General features: G+C 66.7%; 15 protein-coding genes and 1 tRNA gene. 4 read left to right on the forward strand and 12 right to left on the reverse strand.

What is annotated here, in order from left to right:
- Positions 1 to 21: 21 nt before the first annotated feature.
- Positions 22 to 966, forward strand: a complete 945-nt coding sequence (locus tag AC1M0F_RS04220) for a LacI family DNA-binding transcriptional regulator (protein ID WP_480236941.1) — start codon at positions 22 to 24, stop codon at positions 964 to 966.
- A 45-nt stretch (positions 967 to 1,011) separates the two neighbouring features.
- Complete coding sequence (locus AC1M0F_RS04225) at positions 1,012 to 2,028, forward strand: Gfo/Idh/MocA family protein (protein ID WP_480236942.1); 1,017 nt, start codon at positions 1,012 to 1,014, stop codon at positions 2,026 to 2,028.
- Between the two features lie 151 nt (positions 2,029 to 2,179).
- On the opposite strand, the gene AC1M0F_RS04230 is transcribed toward AC1M0F_RS04225, so the two are convergent.
- The 9 genes from AC1M0F_RS04230 to AC1M0F_RS04270 all read right to left on the reverse strand — a co-directional run bounded on the left by AC1M0F_RS04230 (position 2,180) and on the right by AC1M0F_RS04270 (position 11,136).
- Positions 2,180 to 2,251, reverse strand: a tRNA-Gln gene (locus AC1M0F_RS04230).
- 57 nt (positions 2,252 to 2,308) lie between these two features.
- A complete protein-coding gene (locus tag AC1M0F_RS04235; protein WP_480236943.1) occupies positions 2,309 to 3,238 on the reverse strand; it encodes an NAD(P)/FAD-dependent oxidoreductase in 930 nt (309 codons plus the stop codon).
- On the reverse strand, positions 3,235 to 4,755 hold the full coding sequence (gene gltX, locus AC1M0F_RS04240) for a glutamate--tRNA ligase (RefSeq protein WP_480236944.1): 1,521 nt from the start codon (positions 4,753 to 4,755) through the stop codon (positions 3,235 to 3,237). Before gltX ends, AC1M0F_RS04235 begins: the two co-directional genes overlap by 4 nt.
- Before the next feature lie 11 nt (positions 4,756 to 4,766).
- Positions 4,767 to 6,020, reverse strand: coding sequence for an MFS transporter (locus tag AC1M0F_RS04245; RefSeq protein WP_480236945.1), 1,254 nt, complete (start codon positions 6,018 to 6,020; stop codon positions 4,767 to 4,769).
- 5 nt (positions 6,021 to 6,025) lie between these two features.
- Positions 6,026 to 6,784, reverse strand: coding sequence for a fumarylacetoacetate hydrolase family protein (locus AC1M0F_RS04250; protein WP_480236946.1), 759 nt, complete (start codon positions 6,782 to 6,784; stop codon positions 6,026 to 6,028).
- Positions 6,785 to 6,816: 32 nt separating this feature from the next.
- Entirely contained in the window at positions 6,817 to 7,320 is a 504-nt protein-coding gene (locus tag AC1M0F_RS04255; RefSeq protein WP_480236947.1) for a hemerythrin domain-containing protein, read from the reverse strand.
- A gap of 18 nt (positions 7,321 to 7,338) precedes the next feature.
- Positions 7,339 to 8,460 carry a branched-chain amino acid aminotransferase gene (locus AC1M0F_RS04260; RefSeq protein ID WP_480236948.1) on the reverse strand — a complete coding sequence of 374 codons (1,122 nt, stop codon included), beginning with the start codon at positions 8,458 to 8,460 and terminating at the stop codon, positions 7,339 to 7,341.
- 24 nt (positions 8,461 to 8,484) lie between these two features.
- Positions 8,485 to 9,540: a 3-isopropylmalate dehydrogenase gene (locus tag AC1M0F_RS04265; protein ID WP_480236949.1), complete on the reverse strand. Its 1,056-nt coding sequence runs from the start codon at positions 9,538 to 9,540 to the stop codon at positions 8,485 to 8,487.
- A gap of 66 nt (positions 9,541 to 9,606) precedes the next feature.
- Entirely contained in the window at positions 9,607 to 11,136 is a 1,530-nt protein-coding gene (locus AC1M0F_RS04270; RefSeq protein WP_480236950.1) for an MFS transporter, read from the reverse strand.
- A 102-nt stretch (positions 11,137 to 11,238) separates the two neighbouring features.
- Here AC1M0F_RS04270 and AC1M0F_RS04275 point away from each other — a divergent pair, with 102 nt between their 5' ends.
- On the forward strand, positions 11,239 to 11,793 hold the full coding sequence (locus AC1M0F_RS04275) for a TetR/AcrR family transcriptional regulator (RefSeq protein WP_480236951.1): 555 nt from the start codon (positions 11,239 to 11,241) through the stop codon (positions 11,791 to 11,793).
- A 106-nt stretch (positions 11,794 to 11,899) separates the two neighbouring features.
- Positions 11,900 to 12,148 (forward strand): DUF6458 family protein, encoded by a 249-nt coding sequence (locus AC1M0F_RS04280; RefSeq protein ID WP_480236952.1) that lies wholly within the window; start codon positions 11,900 to 11,902, stop codon positions 12,146 to 12,148.
- A 65-nt stretch (positions 12,149 to 12,213) separates the two neighbouring features.
- On the opposite strand, the gene serA is transcribed toward AC1M0F_RS04280, so the two are convergent.
- The 3 genes from serA to AC1M0F_RS04295 form a co-directional block, all read right to left on the reverse strand.
- Complete coding sequence (gene serA, locus AC1M0F_RS04285; RefSeq protein ID WP_480236953.1) at positions 12,214 to 13,806, reverse strand: phosphoglycerate dehydrogenase; 1,593 nt, start codon at positions 13,804 to 13,806, stop codon at positions 12,214 to 12,216.
- Positions 13,807 to 13,895: 89 nt separating this feature from the next.
- On the reverse strand, positions 13,896 to 14,249 hold the full coding sequence (locus AC1M0F_RS04290; protein ID WP_480236954.1) for a hypothetical protein: 354 nt from the start codon (positions 14,247 to 14,249) through the stop codon (positions 13,896 to 13,898).
- Between the two features lies 1 nt (position 14,250).
- A complete protein-coding gene (locus AC1M0F_RS04295) occupies positions 14,251 to 14,715 on the reverse strand; it encodes a hypothetical protein (RefSeq protein WP_480236955.1) in 465 nt (154 codons plus the stop codon).
- Positions 14,716 to 14,719: the final 4 nt, after the last annotated feature.

Genomic DNA, 14,719 nt, shown 5'->3' on the forward strand with positions numbered 1-14,719 from the left:
CGACGCAGAACGAGGTGGCTAATGGCGACGACAAGTGCAGATGTGGCTCGGCACGCAGGATTGTCGCGCGCCACAGTGAGCCAGGTTCTCAACGGACACGGCAATCGGTTCGCCGCTGACACCGCCGAGCGAGTGCTGCGAGCGGCGAAGGAACTCGGCTACGAACCATCGGCAGCTGGACGGATGCTACGTCAAGGTTCGAGCGACTTCATCATCGCACTCATCCCCAACACGACTTTCGGCGGCAATCTGCAGGACATCTATGAAACCGTCACCGACCTGCTCGCGGAGAAGGGACTGACTCTGGTTCTGCGCCTGTCGACGCAGTCACCGACGTCTCTCGACCGTGTCCTCGCCGGCATGCTGCCCCGCGCCGTCCTCTCCCTCCAGCCCTTTACGGATGCCGAGCGGCAGGTGCTCGCGGAACGCGACGTTCCCGGATTCGATACTTCGAGCGGAGAAGACCTGAATTACAAAATTGGGCGAATCCAGGCGGAGCACCTCATAGAACGCGGTTTCCAGCGCCTCGCGTTCGCTCACCTCCACGACAGCCGACAGGATCCTTTCGGAACGGACCGCGAAGTCGCCGTCCGCGACGCGTGCGAGGAGGCAGGACTCCCCGCGCCCGCTGTCATCAGCCTCGGAATCGACCGGGACCAGGCAAGCGCCGCGCTCGAGGGTCTCGAGCCCGGTTACGGCATCGCTTGCTACAACGACGACGTCGCCATCACGCTCCTCACGGCGATCACCCGTCGTGGATGGCGGGTTCCCACAGACATTGGACTTATCGGGATGGACAACACCCCGCTATCGCACGTGACTGAGCCGCGACTCACAACCGTTGGCCTGGACCTCACGGCGGTAGCCCAGAGCAACGTCGCGGCGGCACTCGCCGCGCTCGGCAGAGAAGATGCACCACCCTTCACCGACATGGGCCTCAGGGTGATACCGGGAGAGTCTGCCTAGGCTGGCGATGGGATCCCGGCAGCGCTACTCGAGACGGATTCACTCGTGACTCCCGACGCCCCGGTGCGGATCGGGGTGCTCGGCGCAGCGCGTATCGTCAAGGGTGCGCTTCTCACACCATCCCAGGGAATGCCAGGAGTCGAGATCGCATCGATCGCGGCCCGCGATCGGGCCCGTGCGACCGACTATGCCAAGAAGCACGGCATCCCGCAGGTGCACGCGTCCTATGACGAACTGCTCGCCGATCCGGAGATAGACGCCGTATACATCCCGCTGCCCGCTTCCCTGCACGCGAAGTGGACGATCGCCGCGATGGCCGCTGGCAAGCACGTGCTATGCGAGAAGCCGTTCGCGAGCAACGGGGCAGCAGCGCAGCGAGTTGCAGAAGCATTCGTAGGTTCGAACCGGGTCGTCATGGAGGCCTACCACTCGCACTTCCACCCACTGTACGGACGGTTGCGAGAGATACTCGCGTCCGGCGAGATCGGCGGCACGAAGTCCGCGCGAGCCGTGTTCTGCGTACCCATCCCACCCGGCCGAGACATCCGCTGGGATACGTCCCTCGGCGGAGGCGGACTGCTGGATGTCGGCTATTACCCCGTCCGCGCCCTGACCGAGCTGTTCGGCTCTTCACCGGTCGTACAGCGCGCGCAGGCGTGGCGCCGCGGCGACATTGATCGCCGTATGGAGGCGACCTTGCAGTTTGAGGGGGGCGTGACGGGCGAGATCGTGTCGTCCATCTGGTCCCGCACCCTTATCTCGATGGGAATGGAGATCGTTGGCGAGGCTGGCTCTATCCGCGTCTCATTCCCCTACCATCCGCAGATGGGTACCCGCATCAGAGTGAACGGCACCCAAGGCCGTCGCGCCGAGAGCACCGAGACGCGTTCCACCTACTCGTACCAACTTGAAGCGTTCCGGGATGCGGTCAGGGATACGGTGCCCGTGCGAACCGGACCCGACTCTGCGGTGGAACACATGCGGCTGATCGACGAGATCTACTCAGCGGCAGGAATGACGCCGCGGTCTGAGGGAAATCGAGTTGATGACACCCAGGTATAGGTGATCCCGCCGAACAAAGCGAACCTCATCAGGGCTTGCGTAGAACCGCGCGGCTGCGGGATTTGTTGCCTGACACCGCCGTGACCAGAAACCCGGTGGAGAAGCGGATTAGGTAAACAAAAAACCCCCGCCGAAGCGGAGGTTTTCACTGCTGGGGTACCTGGACTCGAACCAAGAACAAATGAACCAGAATCATCCGTGTTGCCAATTACACCATACCCCAATGGCCAAAAGCATTGCCCCGGCCGAGTGTCAACTGTAGCCTACCGGCGGCTCACTCTCAAATTGAGCGGGCCTCAGCGAAGACCGTGTCACGGATGATCGTCGCGGACACCTGAGCGCCCTCCCCCGCGGCCACAATGAGCTGCTCAGGCCCCGGCGGAGTGATGTCGCCAGCGGCATATAGGCCGGGAATCGACGTGCGCCCGGCGGCGTCCACGATGAGCAGGCCGTCCTCGTCGGTGTCGGCGCCCAGGGCGTCGAGGTAGTCCAGTGCGGCCGTCCAGCGCGGTCGCACGAAACCGGCAGTGCGCGGCACGACCTCACCATCTTCGAGTCGCAGGCCGGTGAGCTCACCCCGGTCGCCGACGATCTCGGCCACGACGCGTCGCTCCACCGGGATGCCGCGCGCAGCGAGCATCCGTTCGTCGTCGTCGGTCACGGTTGCGACCCCGTTGGTGAAGACGATGATGTCGTCGCTCCACACCGCGACCATCAGGGCACGCTCGACGAGGTCGTCGGTCTCTCCGATTACCGCCAGCGCCTCGCCGGCCTTCTCGTAGCCGTCGCACTCGTAACAGCTGTGCAGCGCGGTGCCATAGTAGGCGCGCAGGTTGCCGATCGACGGCAAAGTCTCGCGGAGCCCGGCAGCCACGAGCACGCGCGTCGTGGTGACGTCACGGTCGGGAGCACCACGCACTCCGGATGCCGTGACGCGGAATCCGCCGTCAACCGCCGTCACGCTGTCGACGAGGGCGAACTGCACCTCTGCATCGGAATACGACGTAACCTCATCGCGGCCCATCCGACGGAGCTCAAGCGGCGAGACACCGTCGCGGGTGAGGAATCCGTGCGAGTGCAGGGTGGCGGCGTTCCGCGGGCGGTTGCCGTCGAGCACCAGCACGCGCTGGCGCGCCCGGACCAGGTTCAGGGCAGCCGAAAGGCCGGCCGGTCCCCCGCCGACGACGACGACATCGACCGGCGCGGTCATGCGGCCAGGTGCGCCGACAGTCGCGACAGACGCGCAAGCGTGTCCGTCTTGCCCAGGATGTCCATCGATTCGAACAGCGGCGGCGAGACGCGGCGACCGGAGACCGCGACCCGGAGTGGGCCGTAGGCGATCCGCGGCTTGAGCCCGATTCCCTCGATGAGCGTCGCGGCGAGGGACGCCTGCACGCTCTCGTGGTTCCAGTCCGCGTCGGCGATCGCATCGAGCGCAGCAACGGATGCCGTGAGCACCTCGTCGGCGTTCTGCGGGAGGCTCTTCAGCGCGTCGTCCTGGTACTCGATGCCTGCGGCATCCGTGAAGAGGAAGCCGAGCATCCCCGGCGCTTCACCGAGCAGGCCGATGCGTTCCTGCACGAGCGGCGCCGCCGCGGTGAGAATCGCGCGCTGGTCATCGCTGAGCGGCTCAGTGAGGATGCCTTCGGTCACGAGATACGGAATCGTTCGTTCGGCGAAGTCGGCGACATCGAGCAGGCGGATGTGGTCTCCGTTGATCGACTCGGCCTTCTTGAGGTCGAACCGTGCGGGGCTCGGATTGACGTTGACGACGTCGAAGGCGTCGACCATCTCGTCGAGCGAGAACACGTCGCGGTCGGCGGACAGCCCCCAGCCGAGGAGGGCCAGGTAGTTGACGAGGCCCTCGGGGATGAACCCGCGGTCCCGGTGGTGGAACAGGTTCGATTCCGGGTCACGCTTCGACAACTTCTTGTTGCCGTCGCCCATGACGTAGGGCAGGTGGCCGAAGCGGGGAACGAAGGTGGTCAGCCCGATGTCGATGAGCGCGTGGTACAGCGCGATCTGGCGCGGGGTCGACGGCAGGAGATCCTCTCCGCGGAGCACGTGGGTGATCCCCATCAGCGCGTCGTCGACCGGGTTCACGAACGGGTAGAGCGGGTGCCCGTTGGGGCGCACGACGACGAAGTCGGTGAACGAACCGGCCGGGAAAGTGATCTCACCGCGGACGAGGTCGTCGAAGCTGAGGTCGGTGTCCGGAACCTTGAGCCGCAGTGCGGGCTGGCGGCCTTCTGCACGGTAGGCGGCCTTCTGCTCGTCGGTGAGGTCGCGGTCGAAGTTGTCGTAACCGAACTGCTTGGGCCGGCCGGCGGCGGCGTTGCGTTCGTCGATCTCCTCGGCGTTCGAAAAGCTCTCGTAAACGTGCCCGGCCTCCATCAACCGGTCGATCACGCCGCGGTAGATGTCCGAGCGCTGTGACTGGCGGTACGGCCCGTGGTCTCCCCCTGCGCCCTCGCCCTCGTCCCAGTCGAGCTTCAACCAGCGCAGGGCCTCGATGATCAGACCGTAGCTTTCCTCGCTGTCGCGGGCGGCATCCGTGTCTTCGATCCGGAAGATCAGCTTGCCTCCCGTGTGCCGCGCATATGCCCAGTTGAACAGGGCGGTGCGGATCAGCCCGACGTGAGGCGTACCGGTCGGAGACGGGCAGAATCGGACGCGAACGTCGCTGCCGGTGGCCGTTGAGAAGAGGGAAGAAGTTGCGGTTGACATCACCGGCAATCCTAGCCGTTGCGCGGCACGAGGGTCGGTGGCCGCCGCGAGACGACGATGGCACCGACCACGACGACAGCGACGAAACCACTGCCGGCGACGGCCAGTCCGCCGAAGCCGATGAGGGCGAGCGTCGGCCCCGCGAGTGCTCCCCCGACGGCGCCGGACAGGTTCATCAAGGTGTCGGTGATGCCCTGCACCCGCGGCCGCCGGAGCGGAGCCGTCGATTCGGTGACGAGCGCCGAACCGGCCACGGTCGACGCACTCCAGCCGAGGCCGAGCAGGATGAGCCCGACGGTGACCGCAGCGGCGGCCTCGGCGCCGATCGCGATGGTGACGAGCGCGGCTGCGAACAGTCCCTGGCCGAGCAGGATGATCGGGATCCGGCCCAGCCGGTCGGCGAGGATGCCGAAGACGGGCGACAGCGCGAACATGCCGGCGACGTGCAGGCTGATGGTGAGCCCGATGATGGTGAGGGTCGCCCCGTGGTGCAGCAGGTGCACCGGCGTCATCGACATCACGGCGACCATGGTCGCATGGCTGAGCGCCACGGTGAGGATCGCGAAGCGTTCCCTCGCGCGGGACTCGTGGGCGGCCACCGCTGGCTTCGCCGAGGCATCCGCCGTTGCGCCGAGCGCCCGCGCCGTGAGGAGCGGGTCAGGCCGGAGGGCGAGCAGGTAGACGGCTGCGGCAAGCACCTGGGCGGTGATGCCGAACAGGAAGGGGCCGCTGAGCGGCACGAGCCCGAAGATCCGGCCGACAGCGTCTCCCGGTTCGAGGAGGTTCGGGCCGACGACGGCGCCGAGCGTGGTGGCCCAGACGACGATCGAGAGGTCACGGCCGCGGGTACGGTCGGTGGCCAGGTCTGTGGCGGCGAATCGTGCCTGCAGGCCGACGGCGGCGCCTGTGCCGATCAGGGCGAGGGCGAGCAGCAGGAGAGGGAAGCTGCGAACGGATGCCGCCACGATGGTGAGCGCGGCACCGAGCGCGGAGACCAGCGCCCCCGTGCTCAGCGCGACCCTCCGTCCGCGGCGAACGGCGAGTCGGGCCAGCGGGATCGCCGCAATGGCCGCGCCGAGAGTCGACATCGTTGCGGCCATCCCGGACCACGCGTCCGAGCCGGAGATGTCAGCGGCGAGGAGGGCGCCCAGCGAGAGCGTGGCGCCGATGGCGAACCCGCCGAGTACCTGACCGGCAGACAGGAGCCAGACGGTGCGTCGCTGCAGGGCGGCGAGCTCCGCCTCCTCGAGTCCGCTGGCGGTCATCCGCGTCAGGCGGCGGTGTTGCGGAGGATGCCGAGTCCGGTGACGGCGACCTCGACAGTGTCTCCGGAGACGATGGGACCGACACCCGCGGGAGTGCCGGTGAGGATCACGTCGCCGGGGAGCAACGTGAAGACGGCCGACGCATAGGCGATGATGTCGGCGACGGAGTGGATCATGTCAGACAGCGGCGCGTGCTGGCGTACCTCACCGTTCACGCGCGTCTCGATCGTGGCGCCGTCGAAGGAGAACTCCGTGTCGATGACAGGGCCGAGGGGGCAGAACGTGTCGAAGCCCTTCGCCCGCGTCCACTGGCCGTCCTTCTTCTGGAGGTCGCGTGCGGTCACGTCGTTGCCGATGGTGTAGCCGAAGATGACGCTCTCGGCATCCTCAGGGCGGACGTTCTTCGCCACAGAGCCGATCACGACGGCGAGTTCACCCTCGTGTTCGACCCGTTCGGAGATGGCGGGCAGCACGATCCGGTCGCTGGGCCCGATCACCGACGTGTTCGGCTTGAGGAAGAGCAGCGGCTCGGCTGGGGCCTCTCCGCCCATTTCCTTGGCGTGGTCGGCGTAGTTCTTACCGACGCAGACCACCTTCGACCGTGGGATGACCGGGGCGAGGAGCACCGCATCCGCCAGGGCGACCCGCTCGCCGGTGGTCTCGAAACCACCGAACATCGGGTCTGCGGCGAGCACGACGAGATCGGACTCGTCGATGATTCCGAAGTTGATGGCACCGTCATGACTGAATCGCGCAATTTTCACGAGTCGAGCCTAGCCGGTGTGTCTCGCGAGCGTCAGGCGATCTCGCCGAACAGCCGGTTCCGGTCTGCCGAGGTCTCGACGACGGCATCCAGCACCGCTATCAGCTGGCGTTCCTCATAGCGGAAATGTGTTTCCATCACGGCTTCGATGCCATCGAGGTGCGCGAGCTGCTCCTCAGCGCTCAACCCACGGTCCATCGCCGCGCGGAGGCCCTGGATGAGATGGTCGATCATGTTGTGATCCTGGCGGAGATTGGCGATCACCGGTTGGAGGTCCGGTCGGGCGGCGACGATCTCGGGGAACAGTGCGGAGTCCTCGCTCCGGTGGTGACCATCGAGCGCGGCGCAGAAACCCCGGCAGTAGACGAGGAGATCCGCAGTGGGATCGCCAGGTGGATCTGCCCCCTCGAGCGATTCCCGCGCGAGTTCGAGCGCATCACGCAGGCGCCGGTGGACGGCCCGCAGTTCATCGCCCCACCTGACGGCGCGGGCACCGTCACCCGACACCGGTCGGGTGGGTGATGTTCCGTCCACCATGTGATTCGTCGCGATGCGTCAGGCGTCGAGCCGGACCAGCCAGCCGTGCCGATCCTCGACGCGGCCGTACTGGATGTCGGTGAGTTCCTGGCGGATCGACATGGTCAGTTCGCCGGGCTCTGCGTCTGCAGCGCCGATCGAGTACTCGGCGGTCTTGAGCTCGCCGATCGGAGTGATGACGGCGGCGGTGCCGCAGGCGAACACCTCGGTGATCTCGCCGGAATCCATGCCTGCACGCCACTCCTCGACCGTCACAGCGTGTTGCTCGACGGTGTACCCGCGGTCCTCGGCGAGCTGGATGATGCTGTCACGGGTGACACCCTCGAGGATGCTGCCGGTCAGTTCGGGCGTGACGATCCGCTTGTCCTTGTGTACGAAGAAGATGTTCATGCCGCCGAGCTCTTCGATGTGGGTGCCGGTTTCGGCGTCGAGGAAGAGAACCTGGGCGCAGCCGTTCTCGGCTGCTTCCTGCTGCGGGAGGAGGGATGCCGCGTAGTTGCCGCCGCACTTCGCCGCACCGGTGCCACCGCGACCCGCGCGGGTGTACTGGGTCGACAGCCAGATCGACACCGGCTTCACACCGCCGGAGAAGTAGGCGCCCGCCGGGCTCGCGATCACGTAGTAGCCGACCTTCTGGGCCGCACGCACGCCGAGGAATGACTCGTTGGCGATCATGAACGGCCGGAGGTACAGACTCGTGTCGTCGCCGGAGGGCACCCAGTCGAGGTCGGCTGCGACGATCTGGCGGAGCGATTCGAGAAAGTCGTCGACGCTCAGCTCGGGCAGCGCGAGGCGCCGGGCCGACCGCTGGAACCGCTCGGCGTTCTTGCCCGGGCGGAACGTCCACACCGATCCGTCGGCATGACGGTAGGCCTTGAGCCCCTCGAAGATCTCCTGGCCGTAGTGGAGCACCGACGACGCCGGGTCCAGCTGCAGCGGACCGTACGGCTGCACGCGGGCGTTGTGCCAGCCCTCGTCGACGGTCCAGTCGATGGCGACCATGTGGTCGGTGAAGTGTTTGCCGAACCCGGGGTTGGCGAGGATCTCCTCTCGTCGCGCCTCGGCGACCGCGTCTGCCGTCGGACGCTGCTCGAAGGCGAGGGGGAAGGAGTCTGTGCCTGTTCCTGTTGCGAGGGTCATGTTCGTTCCTTTGGGTGCTGAGATCTAGTGTGCGCCGATGGCTGCGACGATCGCATCCCCGACCGTTGCCGTCGAGCGGGAACCGCCTGTCCTGGCGGCGATGTCTGCGGTGACCGCGCGGGTGACGGCTGCCGATTCGTCGGCAAGGCCGAGGTGCTCGAGCAGGAGCGCCACGGAGAGGATGGCGGCGGTCGGGTCTGCGACCTGTTGTCCGGCGATGTCGGGAGCTGAACCATGAACCGGCTCGAACATGCTCGGGAACGTGCCGTCCGGGTTGATGTTGCCGGAGGCCGCCAGTCCGATGCCGCCGCTGATTGCGCCGGCCAGATCGGTGAGAATGTCGCCGAAGAGGTTGTCCGTGACGATGACGTCAAATCTAGCAGGATCCGTTACCAGGAAGATCGTCGCAGCGTCGACGTGAAGGTAATCGACGGTGACGGCCGGGAACTCGGCTGCCACGGCGTTCACGATTCGCTGCCACAGGCTGCCTGCGAAGGTCAGCACGTTCGTCTTGTGCACGAGCGTCAGCTTGTTGCGGCGTTCGGATGCCTTCGCGAACGCGAACCGGACGACCCGCTCGACACCGTATGCCGTGTTCACGGAGACCTCGTTGGCGACCTCGTGCTCTGTCCCCTGCCGGATGGCTCCGCCGTTCCCGACGTACGGACCCTCCGTGCCTTCGCGCACGACGACGAAGTCGACGTCACCGGGGTCGGACAGCGGGCTGGGGACCCCGGGGTAGATGCGGGTCGGCCGGAGGTTGACGTAGTGGTCGAGTGAGAACCGCAGCTTCAGCAGCAGTCCGCGTTCGATGTTCGCCTGAGCGAGTCGAGGGTCCCCTGGCACTCCCCCGACGGCACCGAGAAGGATGGCGTCGTGCGAGCTGATGGCGGCGAGGTCTTCGTCGGTGAGCACGTCGCCCGTCTCGAGGAAGCGCGCGGCACCGAGGGAGAACTGCGTCTTGTCGAAGCTGACATCGCTGCCCGCTGTGACGGCATCCAGTACCTTCACGGCTTCGGCGATGACCTCGGGGCCGATCCCGTCGCCGGGGATGACCGCAAGCTTGACCTGACGCGACATGGACGCTCCATCTTCGAGAGAGTGTGGGTTTCAGACCCGTCCAGCCTACTGTGCGTGCTTCGCCGGCTACCGCACCCGACGGAGGGAGACGGCCGCAACGAGACCGGCGGTCACGATGAGGGCGAACCCGATCCAGGCGGCGAGGCCGACCCCGCTGTCGAACGCCAGCCTGGCCGAATCGATGAGCTGCGTCGCAGCCGTCGCCGGCAGCTCCCCTGCCACGGAGATCGCCCCGCCGAGCGTCTCCGATGCCGCATGCTGCTGCTCGGCGCTGAGGCCGCCCGGCAGCACGACGGCGTTCCGGTAGCTGGCGGTGAGGATCGTGCCCAGGGTCGCGGTGCCGAGCACAGCACCCAGTTCGTAGGCCGTCTCCGACACCGCGGATGCCGCACCGGCCTTGTCGATCGGCGCGTTGGCGAGGATCAGCTCGTTCGACACGGTCTCTGCGGCACCGATCCCGAGCCCGAGGGCGACGAAGCAGATGGCGATGCCGACAGCGGACACGTCACCGCCGGTGAGCGCGATCGCGCCATAACCGACCGCTGAGAACGCGAGCGCGACGGGGACGACGACCGCCGGACGCACCCGAGCGGCGATCGGCACGATGACGAGCCCGGCGATGATCATGGTCACCAGCCCGGGCACGAGCGCCAGTCCGGACTCGAGCGGGGAGAGACCGAGCACGAGCTGCAGGTGCTGGGAGACGAAGAACAGTCCGCCGACGAGCGCGACGACGCTGAGCAGGTTGATGAGCACGGCACCGCTGAACGCGGGCTGGCGGAACAGCGCCATGTCGAGCATCGGAGTCTCGAGCCGGATCTGCCTGCGCACGAACAGGACGCCAGCGGTGAGGCCGACCACGATGCAGGCGATTGCGAGAAGGTCGAAACCGTCGGTGGCCGCGTGCTTGATGCCGTAGACGATGGGGAGCATGGTGACGAGCGACAGGATGATGCTCGTCGGGTCCAGCTTGCCCGGGTTCGGGTCGCGTGACTCCGGCACGAGGAACGGCGCCAGGACGAGCAGGGGCAGGAGGACAGGAACGGCGATGAGGAAGACGGACCCCCACCAGTGGTGCTCCAGCAGGATGCCGCCGATGACCGGGCCGAGCGCGCTGCCGGCCGCGAATCCGCTCGCCCAGACCGCGATCGCCAGGCGGCGCTGGTCACGGTTCCGGAAGATGCTGCGGATGAGTGAGAGGGTCGACGGCATGAGCATGGCGCCGAAGAAGCCGAGGGCAGCGCGGGCGGCGATGAGCAGCTCGATCGACGGAGCGAACGCGGCGACGACCGACACGGCGCCAAAGCCGGCCGAACCGATGAGGAGGAGCTTCTTGCGCCCGATCCGGTCGCCGAGGCTGCCCATGGAGACCAGGAGACCGGCCAGGACGAGCGGGTAGATGTCGATCATCCAGAGCAGCGATGTGCCGCTCGGGGTCAGCGCTTCGGAGATGGCCGGGAGGGCGAAGTTGAGCACCGTGTTGTCGACGGAGACCAGCAGCACCGGCAGCATGAGGACGGCCAGAGCCACCCAGCCTCGGACGCCGACACGGTCGGTAGAGGTCTCGGGGCGGGCGCCGAGAACGGGGAGAGTCACAGGAGGTCCTTGCGGGTGGTACGAATGGTCAATCCGTTCACTATACCGACTGGACGGTATAGTGGCAATGTGAGCCCCTCCCCTCCTCGGTACGATGGCCGCATGACGCGCACCGAAACCGCCCGCGATCGCATCCTCGTCGCCTTCGAAGACCTCCTCATCGAGTCCGGTGAGCGCGGAGCGACCCTCGATGCCGTCGCGGCAAGGGCAGGCGTGTCCAAAGGCGGGCTGCTCTATCACTTCGGTTCGAAGGACGCTCTCACCGCCGGGCTGATCGAACGCCTGACTGAGCTCACCGAAGCGGATGTGACGCTGATGCGTGCCGCTCCGGCCGGGGTCGTCGATTACATGGTCCGCACGTCCGTCAACGTCGGCTCTGCATTCGACCGTGCCCTCATCGCCGCCGCCCGCCTGGCTCAGACCTCTGATCCGCGTGCCGGCGACGCACTCGCATCCATCAGGAACAGGTGGCTCGAGATCGTGACCGAGGCCGTCGGCGACGCGACCCTCGCCAGGGCTATCGTGCTGATCAGCGACGGCCTGTACTACAACTCGGCCCTGATGGGGATGGGAACCCCGGATCCCGCCGACACCTCCGAGGAGGGGCTCGACCGCCTGATCGAGATGATCGGCCGGCTCTCGCCTACCACAGACTGAGGCCGACACTCCGGAAAACGGCATCCCTAGCACCGCGGGGGGAATAGCCCATAGTGTGATCTCACCAGACATCTAGTGGATGTCCACCAGAAAGGGAGCAATCACGATGAGTATTGGTTTGGGAATTTTTCTGTTCGCCGTCGGTGCGATCCTCACGTTCGCATTCAACATCACCGTGGACTGGATCGACCTCGACCTGGTCGGCTGGATCCTCATGGGAGCCGGACTCGTCGTCGTCATCATCGGCATCGCGCTCCTCACACGGAAGCGCCGGTCGGTCACGACCACCCGCAGCGGCGTCGACCCGGCCACAGGGGCTCGCATCAACACTGCTGAGCGCGACGACACGCTCTAGACCACGCAGGAACGACAAGAGGGCCACCGCATTCCGCGGTGGCCCTCTTCGTTTCGATCGGCGGGTTACTGCTCGGTGACCTCGATCGCACGGAGAACGGTCGCGTCGATGTCCGACCGGACCGACTCGAGGATCGCGTCGGGAACGGGCGAGTCGACGGTGAGGACGCTGAGCGCCTGTCCCCCGGCCTCGCGTCGGGCGATCTGCATACCGGCGATGTTGATGGATGCCTCGCCGAAGCGACGACCGTAGACGGCGACGATTCCGGGGCGGTCGGTGTACAGCATGACGATGTGGTGCTTCGCGATCGGCACCTCGACGTCGTAACCGTTGATCTCGACGAGCTTCTCGATCTGCTTGGTGCCCGTCAGGGTGCCGGACACCGAGATCTGCGAACCGTCGCTGAGCGCACCGCGCAGCGTGATGACGTTGCGGTACTCCTCGCTCGTGCTGTCCGTGATCAGACGCACGACGATGCCGCGCTGTTCGGCGAGCAGAGGCGCGTTGACGTACGACACCGTCTCGCTGACGATGTTCGTGAAGATTCCCTTGAGGGCGGCGAGCTTGAGCACGCTCACGTCGTAGTCGTTCAGTTCACCGTGAACCTCGACGTCGACGCTCGTGAGTGGCGAGTGCGCGAGGGAGGCGAAGATCTGGCCGAGCTTCTCGACCAGCGGGATACCCGGGCGCACGTACGGGTCGATGACGCCGCCGGCCACGTTGACCGCGTCAGGGACGAGTTCGCCGCCGAGTGCGAGTCGCACGGAACGGGCCACTGACACACCGGCCTTCTCCTGCGCTTCGTCGGTCGACGCACCCAGGTGCGGTGTCACGATGATGTTCGGCAGACCGAGGAGCGCGTCGTTCGTCGGCGGTTCGGAGACGAAGACGTCGAGGCCTGCTCCGGCGATGGTTCCGGTGATGAGCGCTTCATGGAGAGCATCCTCATCGATGAGGCCGCCACGGGCGACGTTCACGATGTAGGCCGTCGGCTTCATGAGGGCGAACTGGTCGGTACTGATCATGCCGGTGGTCTCCGGCGTCTTCGGCATGTGGATGGTGATGAAGTCTGAGCGCTCGAGGAGTTCGTCGAGGGTGACCAGCTGAACGCCGAGCTGCTGGGCGCGAGCGCTCGTGACGTAGGGGTCGTACGCGACGATCGTCGTACCGAAGGCCTGGAGCCTGGCGGTGATGAGGGCGCCGATCCGGCCGAGTCCGATGATTCCGACCGTCTTCTCGTAGACCTCGGTGCCGGTGTACTTCGATCGCTTCCACTGGCCCTGGGCGAGGGCGTTGTGCGCCTGCGGGATGTGACGGGCGAGGCTGAGGATGTGACCGACGGTGAGCTCGGCCGCCGAGATGATGTTCGAGGTGGGGGCGTTGACGACCATGACACCGGCGGTGGTGGCCGCTTTGATGTCGACGTTGTCCAGACCGACGCCTGCGCGTGCAATGACCTTGAGCTGCGGTGCTGCGGCGAGGGCCTCGGCGTCGACCGTCGTGGCGGACCGGACGAGGATGGCGTGCGCGTCAGCGAGCGAGGCGAGCAGTGCCGGCCGGTCGGTGCCGTCCACCTGGCGGATGTCGAAATCGGGCCCGAGGGCGTCGACGGTTGCTGGCGAGAGTTCTTCGGCGATCAGTACGACCGGTTTTGACACAGGGGACATCCTTTGCTGGCAACGGGGAGGCCGGGCGTCGCAGCCGTCGGGACGCACGTGCTCCAACTTTACTCGACCCGGTGCGGGTGTTACGTCAGCACGGCTCCGACCCCGAACAGGGCGAGCAGGCTGAGTGAAACGGCAGCTACCGTGCCGAGACCGGCGAGGTACAGCAACACCTGGGAGAGGACGTCCCGTTTCCGGCCGAGCTGGAAGGCCAGGGCGAAGACGGCGACAGGAAGCAGGATGCCGATGATCAGCACCACCCAGCCGACGGCATTGATGCTCGTCTCCAGGCCAGTTGCGATGAGACTGACCCCGGCGAGATTACCGACCGCCTCCCACACGTCGTAAGCGAAGAGGAGCCCGAACAGGATGGCGAGGGTGAGGGTGAGCCAGCGCGGCGTAGCCGTGCGGGCGGCGGGAACGGTGGATTCGGTCATGTCAGCTCACCCCGACGATGAAGGGCCACGGCGCCAGAACGACGGCGCCGACGACGAGGGCGATGAACCGCGCACGCAGCGACTGTGACGCTCTGGTCACCCAGAACGTCGCCGCGATCCAGAGTGCGGGCGCGAGCACGGCGAACCACAGCCCGACGGTGTACATTGCAGCGCCGACGATGTCGGTCGGGGCGGCGGTGCTCCGCTGGGCGGCGATGAGCCAGCCGATCGAATAGAGCAGGTAGATGCCGGCGATAATCCCGAACGCGACGAGGGCGACCGAGCTCATCTGCCCCTGTCGCTGATCGGCGGGCTCGGGAGCGACACGGCCGGGCTTGCCGACGACCTTCCACCCACCGGCGACCGGGGGCGTGGCGGGCGCCTGTGCACCGCGCGCGGGCGGTGGCGTGGGCTCCGGATCTCCGGCCCAGGTCAGGGCGTCGTCGTCTGGGTGATCCGAACTCATGACT

This window comes from Mycetocola sp. Y719 (assembly GCF_056713205.1).

Coding starts and splice junctions, on each gene's coding strand:
- AC1M0F_RS04280 (WP_480236952.1), top strand. CDS start 11,900: ATGAGTATTGGTTTGGGAATTTTTCTGTTCGCCGTCGGTGCGATCCTC.
- AC1M0F_RS04290 (WP_480236954.1), bottom strand. CDS start 14,249: ATGACCGAATCCACCGTTCCCGCCGCCCGCACGGCTACGCCGCGCTGG.
- AC1M0F_RS04295 (WP_480236955.1), bottom strand. CDS start 14,715: ATGAGTTCGGATCACCCAGACGACGACGCCCTGACCTGGGCCGGAGAT.
- AC1M0F_RS04245 (WP_480236945.1), bottom strand. CDS start 6,020: ATGACCGCCAGCGGACTCGAGGAGGCGGAGCTCGCCGCCCTGCAGCGA.
- AC1M0F_RS04255 (WP_480236947.1), bottom strand. CDS start 7,320: ATGGTGGACGGAACATCACCCACCCGACCGGTGTCGGGTGACGGTGCC.
- AC1M0F_RS04260 (WP_480236948.1), bottom strand. CDS start 8,460: ATGACCCTCGCAACAGGAACAGGCACAGACTCCTTCCCCCTCGCCTTC.
- gltX (WP_480236944.1), bottom strand. CDS start 4,755: ATGTCAACCGCAACTTCTTCCCTCTTCTCAACGGCCACCGGCAGCGAC.
- AC1M0F_RS04235 (WP_480236943.1), bottom strand. CDS start 3,238: ATGACCGCGCCGGTCGATGTCGTCGTCGTCGGCGGGGGACCGGCCGGC.
- AC1M0F_RS04220 (WP_480236941.1), top strand. CDS start 22: ATGGCGACGACAAGTGCAGATGTGGCTCGGCACGCAGGATTGTCGCGC.
- AC1M0F_RS04275 (WP_480236951.1), top strand. CDS start 11,239: ATGACGCGCACCGAAACCGCCCGCGATCGCATCCTCGTCGCCTTCGAA.
- AC1M0F_RS04265 (WP_480236949.1), bottom strand. CDS start 9,540: ATGTCGCGTCAGGTCAAGCTTGCGGTCATCCCCGGCGACGGGATCGGC.